Source organism: Actinopolyspora mzabensis (assembly GCF_900101095.1).
In the GTDB taxonomy this organism is placed as follows: Bacteria; Actinomycetota; Actinomycetes; order Mycobacteriales; family Pseudonocardiaceae; genus Actinopolyspora; species Actinopolyspora mzabensis.
Genome location: NZ_FNFM01000005.1, coordinates 402,021 through 422,531, shown reverse-complemented (window position 1 = coordinate 422,531; position 20,511 = coordinate 402,021). Strand labels below are relative to the sequence as shown.

Annotated in this window: 16 protein-coding genes; 9 read left to right on the top strand and 7 right to left on the bottom strand. The window is 67.6% G+C overall.

The genetic code is table 11. The features are described 5' to 3' along the window. On the bottom strand, positions 1–5,108 hold a 5,108-nt coding region (locus BLR41_RS10830), incomplete at its 3' end, for a type I polyketide synthase (protein ID WP_143013050.1). Positions 5,109–5,447: 339 nt separating this feature from the next. Further along, a complete protein-coding gene (locus BLR41_RS10825) occupies positions 5,448–6,209 on the bottom strand; it encodes a thioesterase II family protein (RefSeq protein ID WP_176797938.1) in 762 nt (253 codons plus the stop codon). 842 nt (positions 6,210–7,051) lie between these two features. Here BLR41_RS10825 and BLR41_RS10820 point away from each other — a divergent pair. After that, entirely contained in the window at positions 7,052–7,801 is a 750-nt protein-coding gene (locus tag BLR41_RS10820) for an SAM-dependent methyltransferase (RefSeq protein ID WP_425426902.1), read from the top strand. Positions 7,802–8,027: 226 nt separating this feature from the next. On the opposite strand, the gene BLR41_RS10815 is transcribed toward BLR41_RS10820, so the two are convergent. Next, positions 8,028–8,612 (bottom strand): TlpA disulfide reductase family protein, encoded by a 585-nt coding sequence (locus tag BLR41_RS10815; RefSeq protein WP_176797937.1) that lies wholly within the window; start codon positions 8,610–8,612, stop codon positions 8,028–8,030. Positions 8,613–9,065: 453 nt separating this feature from the next. Here BLR41_RS10815 and BLR41_RS10810 point away from each other — a divergent pair, with 453 nt between their 5' ends. The 3 genes from BLR41_RS10810 (at position 9,066) to BLR41_RS10800 (ending at position 11,871) form a co-directional block, all read left to right on the top strand. Continuing rightward, complete coding sequence (locus BLR41_RS10810; RefSeq protein ID WP_092627876.1) at positions 9,066–9,761, top strand: type 1 glutamine amidotransferase domain-containing protein; 696 nt, start codon at positions 9,066–9,068, stop codon at positions 9,759–9,761. A 97-nt stretch (positions 9,762–9,858) separates the two neighbouring features. After that, on the top strand, positions 9,859–10,512 hold the full coding sequence (locus BLR41_RS10805) for an SDR family oxidoreductase (protein WP_092627937.1): 654 nt from the start codon (positions 9,859–9,861) through the stop codon (positions 10,510–10,512). 312 nt (positions 10,513–10,824) lie between these two features. After that, positions 10,825–11,871 (top strand): zinc-dependent alcohol dehydrogenase family protein, encoded by a 1,047-nt coding sequence (locus tag BLR41_RS10800; RefSeq protein WP_092627875.1) that lies wholly within the window; start codon positions 10,825–10,827, stop codon positions 11,869–11,871. Between the two features lie 57 nt (positions 11,872–11,928). Here the strand turns inward: BLR41_RS10800 and BLR41_RS10795 are convergent, their stop codons facing one another. The 4 genes from BLR41_RS10795 to BLR41_RS10780 all read right to left on the bottom strand — a co-directional run bounded on the left by BLR41_RS10795 (position 11,929) and on the right by BLR41_RS10780 (position 13,710). After that, positions 11,929–12,591, bottom strand: coding sequence for a DUF4389 domain-containing protein (locus BLR41_RS10795; RefSeq protein ID WP_092627874.1), 663 nt, complete (start codon positions 12,589–12,591; stop codon positions 11,929–11,931). Between the two features lie 344 nt (positions 12,592–12,935). Beyond that, positions 12,936–13,079: a hypothetical protein gene (locus BLR41_RS22855; protein ID WP_176797936.1), complete on the bottom strand. Its 144-nt coding sequence runs from the start codon at positions 13,077–13,079 to the stop codon at positions 12,936–12,938. Continuing rightward, positions 13,076–13,372, bottom strand: a complete 297-nt coding sequence (locus BLR41_RS10785) for a hypothetical protein (protein ID WP_092627873.1) — start codon at positions 13,370–13,372, stop codon at positions 13,076–13,078. Before BLR41_RS10785 ends, BLR41_RS22855 begins: the two co-directional genes overlap by 4 nt. Before the next feature lie 2 nt (positions 13,373–13,374). Continuing rightward, entirely contained in the window at positions 13,375–13,710 is a 336-nt protein-coding gene (locus BLR41_RS10780; RefSeq protein WP_245694055.1) for a hypothetical protein, read from the bottom strand. A gap of 144 nt (positions 13,711–13,854) precedes the next feature. On the opposite strand from BLR41_RS10780, the gene BLR41_RS10775 reads away from it, so the two are divergent. The 5 genes from BLR41_RS10775 to BLR41_RS10755 all read left to right on the top strand — a co-directional run bounded on the left by BLR41_RS10775 (position 13,855) and on the right by BLR41_RS10755 (position 20,502). After that, positions 13,855–14,679, top strand: a complete 825-nt coding sequence (locus BLR41_RS10775) for a helix-turn-helix domain-containing protein (protein ID WP_176797935.1) — start codon at positions 13,855–13,857, stop codon at positions 14,677–14,679. A 77-nt stretch (positions 14,680–14,756) separates the two neighbouring features. Beyond that, the gene (locus tag BLR41_RS10770) at positions 14,757–14,951 is read left to right on the top strand and encodes a DUF397 domain-containing protein (RefSeq protein ID WP_092627871.1); all 195 of its coding nucleotides are present in this window, start codon (positions 14,757–14,759) and stop codon (positions 14,949–14,951) included. A gap of 89 nt (positions 14,952–15,040) precedes the next feature. Then, positions 15,041–16,276 (top strand): helix-turn-helix domain-containing protein, encoded by a 1,236-nt coding sequence (locus BLR41_RS10765; RefSeq protein ID WP_143013049.1) that lies wholly within the window; start codon positions 15,041–15,043, stop codon positions 16,274–16,276. Positions 16,277–16,984: 708 nt separating this feature from the next. Beyond that, on the top strand, positions 16,985–17,605 hold the full coding sequence (locus BLR41_RS10760) for an L-threonylcarbamoyladenylate synthase (RefSeq protein WP_092627869.1): 621 nt from the start codon (positions 16,985–16,987) through the stop codon (positions 17,603–17,605). A gap of 206 nt (positions 17,606–17,811) precedes the next feature. Next, positions 17,812–20,502: a hypothetical protein gene (locus tag BLR41_RS10755; protein ID WP_092627868.1), complete on the top strand. Its 2,691-nt coding sequence runs from the start codon at positions 17,812–17,814 to the stop codon at positions 20,500–20,502. Positions 20,503–20,511: the final 9 nt, after the last annotated feature.

Below are 20,511 nucleotides of genomic sequence, written 5' to 3'. Positions count from 1 at the left end.
GCCACCGCAGCAGCCACCTCACCCTGAGAATGACCCACCACCGCATCCGGCGACACACCCCAACAACCCCACACCCGCGAAAGCGCCACCCCCACCGCGAACAACACCGGCTGCACCACCGTCACCCGCTCAAGCTGCTCCCGCTGCGACTCCTCATCAGCCTCCAGCAGCTCCACCACCGAAAACCCCGTATACGGACGCAACGCCCCATCACACTCAACCAACGCCGCCCGGAAAACCTCGTCCCCCAACAACGAACGACACATCCCCGGAAACTGACCACCCTGACCCGGAAACACCCACACCACCCGCCCACAAGAAGCACTCGCACGCACCGCACCCTGCGGCAACGAACCACCAGCCACCAACCGAAGCCGCTCAACCGCCCCAGCCGGCTCCGACACCGGCACCGCCACCCGCTCCCCAAACGCCGTACGCCTCGTCACCAGCCCAGCAGCCACACCGGACAAAAACCCCTCGGCACACCCCTCACCAGCCACAGAACCCACGAACTCCGCCAACCGCGCCGCATTCGCCCACAACGCCGACTCCGTATGCCCACTGATGACCAGCGGCGGCGACAACAGAACCGAACTCGATTCGCCCTCGCCACTCTTCGCTACAGAAGAACCCTCCGGAGCCTCCTCCACAATCACATGCGCATTCGTCCCCGAAATCCCAAACGACGACACACCGATCCGCCGGGGGCGCGTACCGGGGGGCAACGGCGTCGGCTCGGTCGCCACGTGAACCGGCGACTCGTCCCACGCCAGGTGCGGGTTCAACCGTTCGACGTGCAGCGAAGGCGGCAGGGTCTCCCGTTGCAGCGAGAGCACGGCCTTGAGCAGGCCCGCGATGCCCGCGGCCGCTTCGGTGTGTCCGATGTTGCTTTTCACCGAACCGAGCAGCAGCGGTCGGTCGGCGGGCCGGTCCCTGCCGTAGACCTCCGCCAGTGCCTGCACCTCCGTGGGATCGCCCAGCGGGGTTCCGGTGCCGTGGCACTCCACGGCGTCGACCGTGTTTCCCGCGATGTCGGCCCGATCGAGTGCCTGCGACAGCATTTCCCGCTGCGCGGCGCCGTTGGGTGCGGTGAACCCGTTGGAACGGCCGTCCTGGTTGACGGCGCTACCACGAACGACCGCGAGGACGTGGTCACCGTCCCGCTCGGCGTCGGAGAGCCGTTTGAGCAGCACCATGCCGCAGCCCTCGGAGCGCACGTACCCGTCGGCATCGGCGGAGAACGCCTGGCAACGCCCGGTGGGTGAGAGCGCGCCGACCCGGCTGAAGTACACGAATCCGGCGGCCGAGAGGAGGACGTTCACGCCCCCCACGAGCGCTTGCTCGCACTCCCCGGAACGCAGCGACTGGCACGCGAGATGCATCGCGACGAGCGAGGACGAACACGCGGTGTTGACCGGGAGGTTCGGCCCCCGCAGCCCGAGCCAGTAGGAGATACGCCCCGCTGTCGCGGAGGGATTCGTCCCGAGCAACGTGTACGCGTCGATCCCGTCGGTGTCGCGCAACGCCTCGTTCTGATATTCCTCGGTCCACAGACCGACGAACACACCGGTCCTCGACCCCTTCAGTTCCTCGGCCCGAAGCCCCGCCCGTTCCAGGGCCTCCCAGGTCGTTTCGAGAAGCAACCGCTGCTGCGGGTCGACCGACTTCGCCTCGTGCGGCGGAATCCCGAAGAACATCGGGTCGAACTCGTCGATTCCGTCGAGGAATCCACCGGACCGGCTGTAGGTGCTGCCTTCCGCCTCCGGGTCGGGATCGAACACCGCGTCGATGTCGAACCGGGAGGCGGGAACGTCGGTGATGGCGTCCCCTCCGGCGCGCAGCAGTTCCCAGAACCCGTCGGGGTCGACCACACCGCCGGGAAAGCGGCAGGCGGTGGAGACCACCGCGATTGGTTCGTCCGGGGAGTGGGCGGTGGACTCGGTGGTCTCCTCGCGCGAGGCGGCGTTCGGGTCCACCGCTGAGTCCGCGCCCGTGGCACCCGACGCGGTGCCGAGTTCGAGCTCCTCGCGAAACCAGCTGGTCAATGCCCGAACCGTGCCGGTCCGGTAGAGCACGGGCGGGGGCACGCGGTGTTCGAGGGCCCGTTCGAGTCCGGTGCACAGGTCGAGGCCGAGCACCGAGGTGACGCCGAGTTCGTGGAACGGTACGTCGAGCGGAACGTCCTCAGCCGCTTCCTCATCGAGTACGCGCGCGATCTCACGCCGGAGGAACGACTCGAGCAGCGATATCCGCTCCCGCTGTTCGGCGGATTCCAGCCGGGAGCGAAACGACGGAACGCGATCGTCGTGCTCGTTAGCGGTGGAACTCGCCACCTGATCTTCCGACGAGTCCGTGCCCACCGTGGCGGAAGTTACCGTCGTCTCGGGATGTCCAGCCGCGCCGTCGGCCTCGGGGGTCGCGGGGTCCAGCCAGTACGACTGGCGTTGCCAGGGATAGCTCGGTAGTGCCACTGGGGATTCGGGCTTGCCGTGGAGCTTCGCCCAGTCCACGGGCACGCCCCAGACGTGGAGTTCGGCGAGGTTCGCGAGCAGCGTCTCCCGTTCTGGGCGCTCCCGACGCAGTGACGAGACGACCTTCGCCGTCGCGCCAGCTTCGTAGGCGGTGTCCTCGACCGGTCTCCGCAAGGTCGGGTGCGGGCTCAGCTCGACGAACGTGTCGTGTCCCTCGGCCAGCAGCCTGCGGACGGCTGGCTCGAACCGCACCGGCTCGCGGAGGTTGCGCCACCAGTAATCGGCACCGAACGGCTCGGTGACGTACTCGACGTCGACAGTGGACAGGAACGGTGTGGTGCATCCGTGCGTGCGCACCGATCGGAGCGCGTCGAGCATCGGCTCGCGCAGCGGCTCCATCAGCGGGCTGTGCGAGGCGATCGGGGCGCGGAACGGCACGGTACGGCACGTGATGCCGTTCGCCTCGAAACGTTGTGCCAGTTCCGCGAGGGCGGCGCTGTCCCCGGAGAGGACCGAGGCGTGGGGACTGCTGTAGACGCCGACGACGACGCGCTGCTCGTACGGCTCGAGCCACGGCGTCAGCGCCTCGGCAGGGAGCTCGACCGACATGACCTCACCAGCCGTACCGCTGATGCTCGCGGTCAGCCGACTGCGCTCCCAGATGACCCGGACCGCGTCCTCCAGGGTCAGTGCGCCCGCGAGGTAGGCGGCGGCGACCTCACCCATGCTGTTGCCGACGTAGGCGTCCGGTTCGACGCCACGGGATCGCCACAGTTCGGCCAGCCCGACGGTCATGGCGAACAGGGCGGGCTGCACATCGTGCGCACCCGCCTCGACGCTGTCGCCGCCGGAGGACAGTTCCGCGAGCGGCGACCACGAGTAGGGACGAGCCGCCGCGTCGATCCGGCGGATCGCGTCGGCGAACACCGGTTCCCGTTCGAGCAGTTCGCGCCCCATGCCGAGCCATTGCGAACCCTGCCCGGCGCACACGAACACCACGCGCCGCTTCGACTCGGCGATCCCGGTGGCTATGTTTCCGCTCGGCTCGCCGTCGAGATAGGCGTTGAGCTCGTCCGCGAGCTCGTCCGTCGAACGCACCACCGCGGCGAGGCGCTGTTCGCGATGCATGCGGCGGGCACCGGTGGTGTGGGCGAGCTGGGAGAGCGAACCGTGCGTCGTCTCGTCCCATGCGGAGACACGATCACGGTGGGCCCGAACGTGCGCGGTGAGTGCGGCTCGTGAGTGAGCCGAGATCGTGACGACCTGAGCTCGTGCGGTGGTTTCCGCCGCATCCGGCTCGGGTTCGGGCGGCAGGAACTCGGGGAACCGCCGCTTCGCCTCCGCCGCGGAAGCGAGCACCGCGTGCGCGTTGGTCCCGGTGAGACCGAACGAACTCACCCCGGCGAGTCGACCGCTTCCCCGAGAACCCGTCGCGCCGTTCGGGGTATCGGGCTCGGGCCACGCTTCGCACTCGGTGACTACCCGCAACCCCAGCTCGTCGAAGTCGACGTCCTCCCGTGGCGTCCGGAAGTGCAGGCTCGGCGGGAGGACTCCCTCCCGGAGCGCCCACACGGTCTTGACGAGACCGCACACCCCGGCTGCCGCCTCGGTGTGACCGATGTTCGTCTTGATCGACCCGATTCGGAGCCGGTCACCACCCTGCGCCCGGTACGCCCTCCCGAGGGCGGTGAGCTCGGCCGGGTCACCCGCGGGCGTCCCGGTGCCGTGCGCCTCGACGTAGCCCACTTCTTCCGGCGCCACGTTGGCGTCCCGACACGCCGAGCCGAGCACCTCCACCTGGGATTCGACGCTCGGTCGCATGAGATCGGACGAAGCCGAGCCGTTGCTGTTCACGGCTCCGCCGAGGAGGACGGCATGGATCGAGTCGCCGTCCGCGAGGGCCGCTTGGAAAGGTTTGAGCACCACGAGTCCGACGGCCTCGCTGCGCACGAAGCCGTCGGCGGCGGCGTCACCGAACTTGCACCGCCCGTCCGGGGCGAGGCTCCCCGCGTTCGAGAACGCCATGCTGGTGCGCGGGGAAAGGATCAGATTGCTCCCACCCGCCAGGGCGACCGAGCACTCACCACGAGCGAGCGCTCGGCTCGCCTGCTCCACCGCGACCAGCGAGGACGACCGGTCGGTGTCGATCACCATGTTCGGTCCCGAGGCACCGAAGAAACGGGACAACCTGCCGGCCGCGGCGTTCCGCGAGCCGGCTCCGGTCAACGCGGACAGATCGACGTTATCCGCAGGGAGACGTTCGGCGTACTCGTTGGCGATCATCCCGAGGTACACGCCGGTGTCGGCGCCCGCTCGGAGCCCGGCGTCCTCGAACGCTTCCCACGCGACCTCCAGCAGCAGGCGTTGTTGGGGGTCCATGACGCGCGCCTCACGCCGGGAGAGCGAGAAGAACCCCGCATCGAATCGATCGATGCCGTCGAGGAATCCACCGTAGCGGGAACCAATCGCACCCGGTGACCGTGCATCCGGGTCGTAGAACCTGTCGATGTCGAACCTGGAGGAGGGAACAACGTCGGTCGGGCACGACTCGCGGAGCAGCAGTCGCCACAGCTCCCGCGTCGAAGCGGCGCCCGGGAAGCGCCCGGCGGTTCCGACCACTGCGATGGGCACGTTCATTGAACCCCTCCAGGGGAACGTGAGGAAAGGAAAGCGACGATACCGGTCACACGAGGCAACGGAAAACCGAGAAAACTCACGGCCAGATTTAAAAATTCAATCCAAACTCGACCATCGATAACACAGATACGATTGGTCACGATTCCACTACGTCACCAACGAGGATTCACCCTCGGGAAACATCCCCTATGAAACAGGACGCGGGGAAGCCGACGAGGCCAACGCCAATCCGTACACCTCTCGTTCCGATTCTCACTCCTGCGGGTCGTGAAGATTGCCCGTATTCTGTATGCGCCAAATAGCCCATGTCAATCCATCGGGGGAACCAACAGAGCATCATCACGCACCGTGATCGACGGTGAGTTCCTCGAGCAGTGCGGCGAGCTTCGGCAGGAACCCCGAGTGCTGGTCGTGGACGAAGAAGTGATCGCCGGGCAGGACAGCGGACTCGAAGGAACCGGCGGTGTGCTCGCGCCAACCTTCGAGCTCCTCGGCCCGTACCGCCCGATCCGTGTCGCCACCGAAGGCGTAAAGCGCCGTGGCCAGCGGCGAGGCGGAGCTGAGCTCGTAGTGCGCGTACGCCTCCAGGTCCGCGCGCAACACGGGCATGAAGAGTTCACGAATCTCCGGATCGTCGAATCCGGAAAGCTTCCCGTAACGCTCGGAAACCCAGTTGACGAGGCGTTCGTCGTCGGCGACGACCTCCCGGGCGGGGCGACCGACGTCGATGTGCGGCGCCCCTCGCGCGGCCACGACGCACGCTTTCGGAGTTCGCTTGCCGCGCGCCTCCACGAGTCTGGTCGCCTCGAACATCACCAGGGCACCGAGGCTGTGCCCGAAGAAGACGAAGGGGAGATCGGTGAACGACTCGATCGCTTCGACGAACGAGGCGGCGGCCGGTTCGACACGGCGGAACGGCGGCTCGTGGTGCCGCGTCCATCGACCGGGCGGCTGAACGGGACACACCTCGACGGTCTCCGGCATCGCCCGCTGCCAGGCCTGGAATGCCGAGGCCGCACCACCCGCGTGCGGGTAGCAGAACAGCCGGAGTCGGGCGCGCGGGTTGGCGTCACGGCGCTCGATCCACTTCGTCTGACTCACGCGCTGTATCTTGCACGATCCGGCCACTACTACGAAAGGCCTAGCAGGTAACGATCAGTCCCGCATTCAATTATTCGATTCGGCGAGGGAACCCTTACTCGAGGCACGACCGGTCCGGCGGACGAAATGAACGAGTGCCCACGAGACCGGAAACCGGGCCGAAAACCCGAACGACCAACACCGCTCCCCGAACGGAACCCGGCGTGAAAACAAAAAGTCACGCTCGATTACAATTCGGAAAATATAGACCGAGAACGCTCAACCCAACCGACCGCATAATCTACTCAACAGTAAAAACGACTCGGCCGTCTACGAGTTTTCGGAGCGGTTCGCCCTGGCGAAGCCGTACTCCGTGGCCATGCCGCGAACCGGTTGCCCATCGCTCCGGAAGACCCGTGTCCCACGGAGCGCCGGCGAGCTTCAGCGGCGGGACGGGTGCCAAGCGGTACCGCCTCGGTGCGTTACCCCCATCACCTTTTGGTTGTCCCCGCAACGGGGATCCCGCTCTGTGGGCTCGGCAGGACTTGTACCGCCTGTTATGCATGATCCGGGGGTGTCACCGGGCCCGCAGGCACCGCATGACCGCTGATAGAGGTACGAACACTGCTCTGATCAGGACGAATAGGTTCTGTGTCACGAGGCGCCCCACTACGGACGCTCGCCTGAGCGCGGGAGCCGGTGAGCCGTTTCCGTCATCTACTCGGCGTGGCGCCTCGATTGCTAACTGTGGACAATCGATCCCGGCGATCGACGAAGCCGCCCGAGAAGGGGAGCCACCGTTGGAGACGGGTACCGGAGAACAACCACCGCAGGTTGACGAGCAGACACCCAACATCGCCCGGATGTACGACTACTTCCTCGGGGGCTCGGCGCACTTCGAGTCCGACCGAACCGCGGCGGAGGAGTTCCTGCGGGTCTACCCGGGCAACACGTTGTGGGCCCAGCACAACCGCTCGTTCCTCGGCCGGGCGGTGCGCGAGTTGTGCGAGCTGGGCATCGACCAGTTCCTCGACCTGGGTTCGGGAATCCCGACCGTGGGCAACGTGCACGAGATCGCCCACCGGACGAACCCCGATGCCAGAGTGGCCTACGTCGACATCGAACCGGTCGCGGTCAGCCACGCCGAGCACATGCTGCGGGGGACGGAGCTGGCGACCATCACGCGGGCCGACCTGCGGCGGCCGGAAGAGGTACTGACCGCTCCCGGGGTGGCCGGGCTGCTGGATTTCACCCGGCCCGTGGCGGTGCTGGCCGTGGCTATCCTGGACATCATCTCGGTCCGGGATCCCCAGGGGATGCTGGCCACCTACCGCGACGCGTGCGCGCCCGGAAGCGCGCTGGCCGTCACCAACGGCGCGCAGCTGGCCATGACCGACGCCGAACGAGCGGGCATCGACCGGGTCATGTCGGGCACCACCACCCCGCACGTGACGTTCCGCGATCCCGAGGAGGTCCGGGAGCTGTTCGCGGGGTACACCCTGCTGGAACCCGGTATCGTCCCCAGCGCCGCCTGGCGCCCCACCGAGCCCGTCACCGACGAGGCGGCCCGGCACTCCAACGGCTACGCCGCCGTGGGGATCCGACGCAGCTGACCGGTGGCGCACCGGCGGCAGCTGCCCCGGGGAGTACTGTTTCGGACCGTGGCGATGCCACGGTTCGGGAGCGATGACGGGCCGGAGCCCGCACAACGCCCCGATGGGATCAGGGCCGCCGGTGGGCCGAGCATATCGGGATGCCGGTAGCGGCCTTCTCGACGGCGGTCCGCAGTTGGACCACATGGCACTTACCGACCACCGTAGACGGAGTATCGATTCCGTCCTATTCGCTCCTCGCCACTTTCCTCATCTCCGGCATCACATTTTTACCGACCACGGACCCCAGAAATATCGCCGCCACCCTGTGCTCCCGATCCAACAGGAGCGTCACAGGAACGGTGGACAGCGGAAGCCCCTCGAGAGCGAGGGCCACTTTGCCATTCGGATCATAAACGGACGGGTAACTCACATCCAGGTTGTGCATGAAGTCCTGGGCTGACTTCCTGTTGTCGCGGACATTCACCCCGAGAAACCGAACGTTCGAACCCCGAGATTTCTCCGCCAGCTGTTCGAGTTTGCCTGCTTCGCCTCGACAAGGTGCACACCAGGAGCCCCACAGGTTCAGCAGGACCGCCTCGCCCCGGTAGTCCGACAAAGCGATGGTTCGTTCCGCGTCCATGACGGAATTTCCGGAGAGCTCCCCCACCTTCCCACGCTCGTCTTCCGCGTACACGATTTTCGTTCTACCGTCCGGCGAGATGAAGGAGAACTCACCTTCGTCGGCCCGCACTTCACCTCCCGAAAATCTCGCGCACGAGGAAACGGTCATCACGACCGCAGCGGCGACCACCAGAAACGAGAACCGCATTCCAGATGCTCTTCCATCTCGAAAACCGGGACAATCAGGTTTCCGCCCTGTCGACATGCCCGCATCGTATCGCACCGCTCGATGCGTTCCGTGAGTCACGAAAACGGTGTTTACCCCGGTGTTCCGACAGCGTGCCATGCGATGAATGTCCCCGCCTCACGGGAGTGCCACCCTTGAGCATCCAGCCCTGCGCCACTCCCTGGGGGTCCTTCGCCGAGCGAGGTGCCGCGCTGAGCGCTCCGGAACGGCGACAGAGGGGGAAGGCATCCGGCAACCCTGGCTCCGAAGGCCTCCGAACTCCCCTTCGGGAATGCCACCGTCGGCTCCGCTGTTTTCCCGCGGGCCAACTTGGAAACCCTGTTGGTCCGACCAACTCGCGATCGTCCTGTCCGCAGCCGTCCTGCTGAGCGGGCCGAGGGCGAGAAGAGATCCCGGAACGAGGAGTGTGGAAGCATGGCGAGGATCCTGTTCGTGATGACCGGCGCCGACCACTGGACGCTGGCAGACGGGACACAGCATCCGACCGGGTACTGGGCCGAGGAGTTCGCCGCCGCGTACCGCGTGTTCACCGGGGCGGGGCACCAGGTGGTCGTGGCCACTCCAGGCGGGGTCGTCCCACCGGTCGATCAGTCCAGCCTTGCCCCGGAGGCCAACGGTGGACGGGAAAAGGCCGACCAAGTCGCCGCGACCCTGGAATCGGCCGAGGTGCTGCGGCAACCGGTGCGGTTGGAGGACGTGCGGCCGGACGACTACGCGGCGGTGTTCTACCCCGGTGGTCACGGCCCCATGGAGGATCTCTCCGTTAACGCGGACTCGGCTCGGCTGCTGACCGAGGTGCTGAGCTCGGGCAAGCCGCTGGGCGTCGTCTGCCACGCCCCGGCCGCCCTGCTGGCCACCGAGGACGAGAACGGCACCAGCCCCTTCTCCGGATACCGGCTCACCGGGTTCACCAACGCGGAGGAGAAGCAGGCCGGTCTGGCCGACAAGGCGGCGTGGCTGCTGCAGGACAGGCTGGTGGCCCTCGGGGCCGAGTTCTCCGAGGGACAGCCGTGGGAGCCCAACGTGGTGGACGACCGCAACCTGCACACCGGCCAGAACCCGGCCTCCTCGGAACCACTGGCCGAGCGGATGCTTACCACGCTGAGCTGAACCGGTCCGGAAGGACCCCGATGAACCGGCCCCTGGAAACCGCGTGGGCACGGAACACGTCCGGCGGCGTCCTCGGTGCGGAAAGGAACGGTACGACATGCGTGTCGTCATAGCGGGCGGACACGGCAAGATCGCGTTGCGGCTGACCGCGCTGCTTCACGAGCGGGAAACGGAAGTCGTCGGGCTGATCCGAAAACCGGAGCACGCCCCCGTGCTGGCAGCCGCGGGGGCCCACCCCGTAGAGCTCGATCTGGAGCACAGCTCCACCACCGAGATCACGGAGGCCCTGCGGGGAGCCAACGCGGTCGTGTTCGCCGCCGGTGCGGGCAAGGGCAGCGGAGCCGAGCGCAAGTACACGGTGGACCGCGATGGTTCGGTGTCGCTGGCCGAGGCCGCCGAGGACGCCGGAGTGCCGCGTTTCCTGCAGATCTCCACGATGGGAGCCGGGCAGTCGCCGGATCCCGATTCCGGAGAGGTCTGGAAGGCCTACATCGACGCCAAGACCGGCGCCGAGCAGGACCTGCGCTCCAGAGACCTGGAGTGGACCATCCTGCGCCCCGGAGCGTTGACCGACGATCCGGGAAGCGGTCTGGTGACACTCTCCGACCCGCCCGCTCCCCGAGGTCAGGTATCGCGGCAGGACGTTGCCGCCGTGCTGGCGGAGCTGCTCGCCACCCACCGGGGAGGCGCTCGAACGCTCGAACTGACCGAGGGGGACACGCCGGTTCGGGAGGCCGTCGCCGCCCTTTGAGGCACCTCGGCGGCGGGCGGTCGGTAGGCGGCGGCGCGCTACTAATCGAAGTTTTCCGCTCGGGTTGTCGGCTAGCTCGGTTGGCGGAACCTCCCGCCGGCTCTCGCTCCGGGAGGCCCGACATCGGGTAGGTACTACACAACGTCGGGCCTTCCTCGCGAGAGCGCGACGCGGGAGAACCCGCGGGCGGGCGAGCCGGTGACGTGGCTCCCGTGCTTCGGAACCGAAAGAGCCCCACGTCCCTCGACAACACGACTGGCAAGCATCAGTAAGCTGGCCGCGACAGCCGGAGTGGGTTCGAAAGGGCTATCGATGCGCGCCGTTGTGTTCGAGGAGTTCGGGGCCACCCCGGAGGTGCGCACCGTCCCCGATCCGCGACTCGAACCGGACGGGGTGGTCGTAGCGGTCGAGGCCACCGGCCTGTGCCGCAGTGACTGGCACGCCTGGCAGGGGCACGAACCCGACGTCACCCCGCCGCACGTGGCCGGTCACGAACTGGCCGGGCGCCTCGTCGAGGTCGGCTCCTCCGTGCGCGGCTGGCACCCCGGTGACCGGGTCACCGTGCCGTTCGTCTGCGCCTGCGGCACCTGCCACCAGTGCGCCACCGGAAACCAGCAGGTCTGCGAGCACCAGTTCCAGCCCGGCGCCACCCACTGGGGCTCGTTCGCCGAGCGGGTGGCCGTGCCCCGGGCCGGGACGAACCTCGTGGCGCTGCCGGACGAACTGCCCGCCACGTCGGCCGCCGCGCTGGGCTGCCGGTTCGCCACCGCTTTCCGGGCGGTGCTGCGGCAGGGGGCGGTACGCGCGGGCCAGTGGGTCGCGGTGCACGGCTGCGGCGGCGCGGGCGTCTCGGCGGTGGCGATCGCCGCGGCCGCCGGTGCACGGGTGGTGGCCGTCGACCTCTCCGATGCGGCGCTGCGGCTCGCCGCCGAGCTGGGCGCGGAACACACCGTGAACGGAAACCGCACTCCCGACACGGCCGAGGCGGTCCGGGAACTCACCGGCGGGGGTGCGCACGTGTCGCTGGACTGCGTGGGGCACCCGGCCAGCTGCGCGGCCTCGATCTCCTCGCTGCGCACGCGGGGAACTCACGTGCAGCTCGGGCTGCTGCCGCCCGAACGGGGCCTACCGCCGGTGCCGATGCACGAGGTGATCGCCCGGGAGCTGCGCGTCCTCGGCACCCACGGCCTGCAGGCCCACGAGTACCCGGAGATGCTGCGGCTGGTCACCGGATCCCGCATCGACCTCGACCGGCTGATCGGGAGCAGGGTCGGGCTGGGGGACATACCTGCCGCGCTGGTCGCGATGAACGAGGCGACACCCCCGAGCAGCGGGATCACCGTCGCCGAGATCGGCTGAACCGGAACTCCCGTACTGACCGGTTGCCTCGCGCGACCGCATCGCCGGCCGCACCGATCACGGTGCCAGCCGGAACGGCGGATACCGGTCGGTGACGAGGATCCAGGCGTAGGAGATGACACGGTTGTGCCACCGCCCCACCCCCACCAGGAAGTCGAACAACACCCGCGGATGGCGACCGGTGAACACGATCGCGAACCACGCGGCTACCACGGCCACGACCGCCGCGATGTCCAGGAAGAACAACACGACGTAGTGCGGAACGGCCAGCAACCACTTCACCAGCGGAAGCCACCGGTTGAGCGTGCGCTCCTCGGGAGCGTCGAAATCGAGGTGCACCGCCTGGTGCTCGTCGGTGGAGGGATACCGGTCGTCCAGCAGAGCGACGTAGACGATCACCCGGTTGGTGAAGCGCAGCAGCTCGCGGTTCCACTCGAACCACCAGTACGGGTACTTGCGCCGGAACAAGAGCATCAGCAGCGGCGGAACGAAGAGCATCCCACCGGCGCTGGACAGCACCACCTCCGCCGATCCCTCGCCGAACTGCATCGTCCGGCCGCCGACGCTGCTCAGCAGCACGAGAATCGGCACGGCCAGAATCAGCCTGAAGGCCGTGCCGACACGGTTGAGCTCCCTGTCCGGATACTCGACGTCGAAGCGGACCGGGTGCGGCCGCCGGGTCGAACCGGCTGAACCAGTTTCCGAAGCGTCCCCACTCACCCCGCACCTCCACGGACCGGAGTTCTGCGCTCCACCGAAGCGGCCTCGGAAGCTCCACGCCTTCGTTGGCGGGAGGCTCACCGCGTAGCCGGGACGGTGCTGCCCCCATCAGCGAAAATCGGTCCGGTCACGACGGCCGCGTGAGCGCGACGGTACCTCCCCTCCCGCCCCTGCGCAGGATTCCGCCGCCGTGGAGAAGGGTCTCCCGATGTTCCTGCTGACAGCCGTCGAGATCGTCCGAGCGGTACTGCCGGAGCGGAGCGAGCGGGGATACGGCGTCTTCCTCCTGACCACCGGAATCACAGCAGTTCACCCCATGCCCGGGATCAGCTCGTTCCCGGCACTCACAGCTGTTCCAGTCCATCGAGGATCCGTTCCAGCAGTGAGTGCGGCACCGTGGTTCGTTTCCTCGGTGGTTCGTGCAGCTCGCCGGAGAAGGCGGGGACGTAGCCGCGTAAGCGGTTCGGCTCGCGGGGCTGTCTGGTCACTGTTCCCCCTCGGCGCTGCCGGTGTCCGATTGCTCGGGGCTCGCGGTGCGCGGCTGTTCGGTACTTCCGGTGTCTGACTGTTCGGCGATCAGGAGTTCGGTGCAGTCCGGGCAGGTGGGGGATTGGAACCAGTCCAACTCGCTGGGTTTGGCCATGGCGCAGGGCTTGCCGCACACCGAGGTGTCGGAGGCTCGGCCGTCCCAGTACTTGCCCCGGAAGGCGTGCCGGTGCCACTTGAACCCTGTCCTGTCCGGCACGGGCAGCCAGTAGTGCTGTCGTTCGGTGGTTTCCATGATTATCCCTTCCAGTTCGGCTGGGCCCGGTGGAGCTTCAGGTACTCGGTGAAGCAGAGATCGCAGAACGGTCGGATGTGGCGCATCCGGCGGTCCTGGTAGGCGGGGGCTTCGGCGTAGTCGTGCCCGCCGAGCGTGCTCACCCCGCCGCCCTCGGTCGGCAGCGCGTCCAACGTGGCGTGCTGGTGCGTGTCGCCGTCCGGCACGAACCACGACACGACCACCCGCCCGGTCCCCTCACCGATCTCCACGCGGTACCCCCGTTCCACGGCGGTCCAGCCCAGATCGCGGCCGGATCGCACGACACTGATCAGCCCTGGTGATTGCGCTGTGCTCACGATCAGTCACATTAACGAACTGAAATCTTTGACTCAAGATTTGAACAACGCAGCTACGTAGCTCATTTAGGTGATAGTTGTGAGGTAGCTGATCGACTACAGTGCTTGGCTATGGCACTCGGACCAACAGCACGTAGACGACGGTTGGGCGCGCATCTTTCCGAGCTTCGCGAGAAGACAGGACTCGCCGTCTCCAATGTGGGCGAGCACATGGGTGCGTCGCCGCAGACCATCCGAAACTGGGAAAAGGGCCAGGCCAGCATGAAGAAGATGGAGCTTGCCGCCCTGCTGGAGCTCTACGACGCGCCCCACGAAGTTCGGCAGACCTTGGAGGACGCGCGCCGGGAAGGATCGAAACGCAGCTGGTGGTCGACCTACCGTCTCCCCGAGTGGTTCAAGCCCTACGTGGGGTTGGAAACGGACGCCGCGCTGGTGTGCAACTTCGAGCAGGAACTGATCCCCGGCTTGTTGCAGACCGAGGATTACGCGCGGGCGATCCACACCTCGGGCGGACACATCACCGACCCCGAGGACGTCGAGAAACGCGTGGCCGCACGCATGGAACGGCAACGTCGCTTGTTCGACAAGGACAATCCGCTGGAGCTACGCGCGGTGATCAGCGAGGCGGCTCTGCACCGCAAGGTGGGCGGCAGGAAGGTTTGGAGCGAACAGCTGGAGCACCTGTTGGCTCTGGCCGAACGACCGAATGTGATGTTCCAAGTCATCCCGTACGACACCGGCGCACATGCCTCGATGACATCCGGTTTCGCTGTGCTGAGTTTCGCGGAACAAACCGATCCCGACGTGGCCTACATGGATGGCCCGTTGGGTGGGCACGTGATCGAGGACAACGCTGACGTGACGCTGTTGCGGAACTTGTTCGACGAACTGCGCTCCTCGGCGATGCCGCAGCGCGAGTCCATCGACCTGGTACGCGAGATCGCCCCGGGGAAGCCCGTGACGACGTAATTCGCCCCTGCCTGGTCTCGCTAGCCTGGGACCGTACGATGCACCTCGGCGAGATCGAGACTTCGAAAGGGGCGGCAATGACAGACCTGTCGCGCGCGACGTGGCGGACAAGCTCGCGCAGCGGAAACGGTGGCAACTGTGTTGAGGTCGCGATGACCTCCGAGGTCGTCGGTGTTCGCGACAGCAAAGACCGTGCGGCCGGTCACTTCGCAGCGGCCCCCGCGCAGTGGTCCGCCTTCATCGACGCTGTGAAGACCAACCGGTTCGACTGACCACCGGTCGAACCGCATCGCACCCTCGGATTCGCTCCGAGGGTGCTTTTTCATCCCACCTGAGGGCGAGAGGTGGCACGATCACGGTCGTGCCCCGCAATCACCGTCTTCGACAGGCACGCGAAGCCACTCCCTCCCCGCGCACCCCGGGCGCGGGCATGAGCCGTGCCGAGCTGGCCGAGCAGGCGAATCGGTGGCTCGCTGCCAACACGGGCAGTTCGGGCGCCCTGGACGCACACGCTTTGGCCCGCTACGAGCGCGGAGCGGTGGCGCGGCCGAACAGGGATTACCGAGCGGCGTTGCGCACCATCCTCGGGGTGACGGAGGACTCGGAGCTCGGTTTCGACCGAGCGAGCACTCCCGCTGCTCGGAGTACTCCTTCCGGACGAGCTCTGCCTGCCGACAACGCGATTTCCGAGCGGATCACCGATTCCCCAGCTGACAGTGACACGGTAAGCGAGCTGCGAGCCACGATCGACCGTCTGGTCGTGCTGGACGGCAGCCTCGGTGGCGGCGAGGTAGCCCCGCTGGCACTGCGCGCCTTCCTACGCACCCAACGCATCCTGAACCAGGGCAGCTACCGCGCCTCCGTCGAACGTGATCTCGAAGCGACCGCGGCGGAACTCGCCGAGGTAGCGGGCTGGTGCCTGATCGACGCCGGACGGTTCACCGAGGCGCACCGGGTCAACGCGGAAGCCTTACGCCTGGCCGTCATAGCGGGGGACAGGAGCATGGAGTGGTTCGTGATGTCCAATGACGCCCTGGTCAGCCTGTATCAGGGCAATCCGTACGGAGCACTGCGCATCGTGCGGCGCTTCAGCGAGGCGAACCTCCCCAACCGAGTGAGAGCCTTGTTCGAGATCCGGCAGGCCCGGGCACTGGCCGCCCTCGAATCGCCAGCAGCCCTGGATGTCTTCGACAAGGCACGCTCGGAGCTCACCGAGAGTTTCACCCACCGCGATCCCTCGTGGACCTGGTGGGTGGACCAACGAGAACTCGCGGTTCAGCGCGGCCATGTCCACGACGGACTCGGACACTCCCACGACGCGCTGCGCGACGTGCTCGAATCCTGGGAACTCTCGCGTGGAAAAGAACACCTGCGATGGGCCACCTACATCACGGCGGCGAACGCCCTACGGCTGAGCCTGCGGGTGGGTGCCTGGCAGGAGGCCGAACGAGTCATCGCCGATGTACACCAGATGCTGGGAGAGGTTTCCTCGGGGAGGACGGAGAACATACTTCGGAGAACCGTGGCGGAGATTCCGCGGAATATCTCTTCCACCTTGGCCGGGGAACTGGAACAGATCCGCACCGAGCTGGGCTGAACCCCGGCCGACCAGTGTCGCGCCATCGACGGGAATTCGAAATTTCTTTCACATCTGTTTTCTCGTTCGAGAAAAGCGGAGCCCCCTGATCGAAACCAGGGAGCCCCGTGCTACTTTGTATCCGCCAAGATTACAAATAGCAGTGCCGAGCGTAGCACGGAATACGCCTCCCGCCACGCGCACCCCAGGCAGCGCGTGGGTAGGGCTACAAGTCCTGGCCACGGTTCACAGCCGTGCGGACCGCCGTCAGAGGGCGTGAAGTCCGCGCGTCAGGCAACGCACGATCTAGGCGAACCCGGCCGTGTCCTTGGTAAGCCCTGGCGCTCATGCTCGGGCACTCCGCCCATCACCGTGGCTCTGCCCGTAACCCCCGGCTCGGCGCGGGTGTAACACCCCGCGCGGGGTGAAGCTCCGAAGTCACAATTCCGGTATACCGAGAAGCTTCACCTCCCCCTCGATCCCGGGAGAACTGTGTCCAACGCACCGCTCACCCGAGATCGAGGGGGGCTCGCAGCCTTACGGGTCCACGCGGGACCCGAGCCCCCGCGAAAACCCCACGGGAGTTCCCGACAAATCTCGGATTCCCTCGAAAGAATGGACGGCGGCCTGGCACCGGGGGCACCAGAGGCTGTCGAGGGTCGCGGTTCGGAGTTCCCCGGCGAAAGCGGCCGGATTTCGTGTTGGAACCATCGGATCTAGGGTCGGAACATGGCGCAGTACTTCGAGGTTCACCCACGCAATCCGCATCGGCGGGCGCTCAACCAGGCAGCCGAGATCCTCCGCTCGGACGGCCTGGTGGTCTACCCCACCGACTCCTGCTTCGCGCTCGGCTGCCGGGTGGGCAACAAGGACGGGCTGGAACGCATCCGCACGATCCGCAAACTCGACCAGCACCACCACTTCACCCTGGTGTGCCGAAACTTCTCCGAGCTCGGCCAGCTCGTCAACATCAACAACGCGACCTTCCGCGCCGTCAAGGCCACCACACCGGGCAGTTACACGTTCATCCTGCCCGCCACCAAGGAGGTTCCCCGCAGGCTACTGCACCCGAAGAAGAAGACCATCGGCGTGCGCATCCCCGACCACGTCACCGCCCAGGCGCTGCTGGACACGCTGGACGAACCCCTGCTGTCGAGCACCCTGCTGCTGCCCGACCAGCAGGAACCGATGACCAACGGGTGGGACATCAAACAGCGGCTCGACCGCGAGGTGGACGCCGTGCTCGACTCCGGGGACTGCGGGACCGAACCCACCACCGTGGTCGACTTCTCCGAGGACGAGCCCGAGATAGCCCGCTACGGCGCGGGTGATCCCACCCCGTTCGAGTAGTTCCGTCGCCTTCCGGTCCCAAACCCGGCGAACCAGCACGAGGAGAACCGAGCGGTGAGGGATGTCCCTGGGGGCATCGGCGGAACCGGGGCGGGCCGTTGCGCGCGCGAGCACGCGCGGGAGACTGTCGCAACAGGACCGTTCCCCGGTGGAGCCGGGACGGGTTCCCGGCCGGGAGCGTGGCGAGACGAACCACAGGACGGATCGTGCCCGACGAGAGCAGGTTGATGCCCGACCAGGAAGCGAACAGTACGAGCCACCCCCACGGTCAGGGTCTCCGCGTCGAGAATCTCGGTGGCAACACCGCGGTGCGCAAGCAGCACGACTCGGACGAGCGGGAACGCGAACTCTTCGCCGCGATCCCCTCCTCGCAGGACAGTCGTGCCGTGCTGGCCACGACGGCGTCGATACGCGAGGCAGGCTTCCTCGACACGTTGTGGCACGCCTGCCGCCGCGCGATGCTTCCCGCCCCGACACCGAACTCCTCCCCTACGGCACCTCGGCCGCCGCGCCAACTCTGGATCGCGGTGGGGGGACTGACTCGACCCGGGCCCCGAGGTAACTCGGTGGCAGCGGAACTCGCCGCCGAACTCGACGCGGACGTGCTGGTCCCCGACGGGCGGTTGGAGCTGGTGCCCGGTGGCTCGCTCTACGTCACCGGTGGACAGTGGCGGTTGTACCGCGCAGGACAACAACCTCGACCGCACGTCGTGCGATACCCGACGCCGCTGTGGGAGAAGCAGCTGCCCGCAGGGCCGGTGGCCGACTCCGGGCTGCTCGCCGAACCGGTTCCAGCCGGACTGCGGATCCGCGAGGACGGGCAGGAGCCCTCTCCCAGGGATGAGGATCTCGCGGTGCCGCAGTCCCCGCACCACCCCCGCCTGCTGCTGGGCTCTCCCGACGCGGCACCGATCCCCACGGCACGACTGGCATCCATGCTGACCCGAATCTCCGGGGGATCCCGGAGACCGTGGGAGCTCGTGCCGACCACGGTGGAGGAGGCCGCACCGGCGCGGCTGCGCGAGCTCGCCGAACGGCTGGGCAGCGACGTGCTGGCGACCACCGGTTCCGTACTGCACGACGGTTCGGGCGGCGAACGATCGGTGGTGCCGGATCCGCACTCCGCCTGGGAACCGTTTCCCGTGTCGCTGTGGCACTCGGTCACCGGCACCGCCCGGGTGGGGCTGACCGCACCGGCGCCACGCGGATGGGTACGGTTCAACCAGCTGGTCTATCGGCACGCCGAAGCGGGCCCCGCCATCCCCGCACCTGGGGAGATGGTGGCCAGGGTCGTCCCCGGTGGCCTGGCGCTGCTGCCGTTCGCACAGGCCGGGTTCAGGGGCGTCGCGGACGGTATCGCCTTCGAACAGCACCGGATGACCGTCTCGGTCGGATCGCCCTACGTCCCGGTGCCGCCGGAAGCTCCGCACGTGCTGCGGCAACTGCTCGACGGACTCACCCCCGGACAGCGCGGCAGGGTTCGACTGCTGATCCTGGGCATCGCCGACGAGCGGACGCGCGGGGAACTCACCACCATCGCGGGCGAGCCGAACGGAGGAGCTCCGGCCTACCCGCCGATCTCCACAGCCGACGGTGCTCCGGATACCACGAGCGCCCCACTCACCGAGGCGGACGCCCCCGACGCACCCCCGAACGAGACCACGGCGCACATCCCCGCGGTGGCAAGCGACACCTCGGCTGGCGGGGGCGCGTCGGCTGGCGGGGGCACCTCGGCTGGTGAGACACCGATCGGCGAGGCGGACGACGAGCAGCGGCCAACCAACCACGCCACGCCGCTGCCGACGCACCGACCGCGCACGGTCGGCGAACCGCCCCCGGAACTGCTCTCCGAGCAGGCAGGCCGGCCGTCTCCGATCGACACCGCGGCCCACCCCACCGGGGAACAGCACTCGGGAGTTCCCGACGGACCGGCCGACGCTCCCCCGGAACCGGTCTCCGACCGGGAATCGGATTCCCCCACCAGCGAGAAACCCGCGGGCCCGAGGCTCGTGCCCGCGCAGGCGGGCGGGACCGGCACACCGCACAACCACCGCAGCACATCCGAGGAACGCTCGCGCTTCGCCCAGGCGGTGGGTGACGACTTCGATGAGGTGTTGCCCAGTGTGAACACGGTGCTGGCCACCCACCCCGCGCTGCGGGAGAACGAGGCAGACGAGGCCAAGGCCGACTTCGTGGCGGTCATCCTCTACACCGGATGCGGCGAGAACGGGGGAAACGCGGTGAACCGGTTACTGCGCACCGGAAAGCCCGGAGCCGCCCGGGACTACGTGTCCTGCCTGCTATCGGGACTGCGACGGCTGCCGGTGCACCGCGGCCCTTCCTTCCGCTTCGGCGGTTCCCCGGACGGAGATGTCGATGGCTACGAGCCGGGCGCGGTGCTGTCCGAGCCCGGCTTCCTCAGCGCCACGGCGGCGGAGGACCTCACGACCGATGACGAGCACGGGAACTCGGTGAACGGGGACGTGGTGATCTGGTCGCACTCGGCACGCCGGGTCTCGCTTTTCGGGCGCAACTCGCTGCCGGAAGAGGTCGTGTTCGCCTCCGACGCCCGGTTCAAGGTCCTGGCCACGGCGGACGAGGAGAACGGTCGGCCCGCGCTGCTGCTGCGGGAACTGCGGCAGGACGAGCGGACCACCCACGGTGAACTCGACGAGGCCGATCTGGCCGTGCTGCCCAAACTCCAGCGCGCGCTGCGGCGCAGACACGGTGCCGAACCACGAGTGCTCTCCGAGCGGGACCAGTTGGACCGGATGAGCTCCCCGGTGGGGCTGGTGCCGACGGAGCTCCGCGGCGACGCCGAAGCACCACCCACTGCTTCCGGGGCCGAACCGGCACAGTCGGAGCACGCCGCGGGCGCCGCGACCACCACCCGATGAGTCGACCCG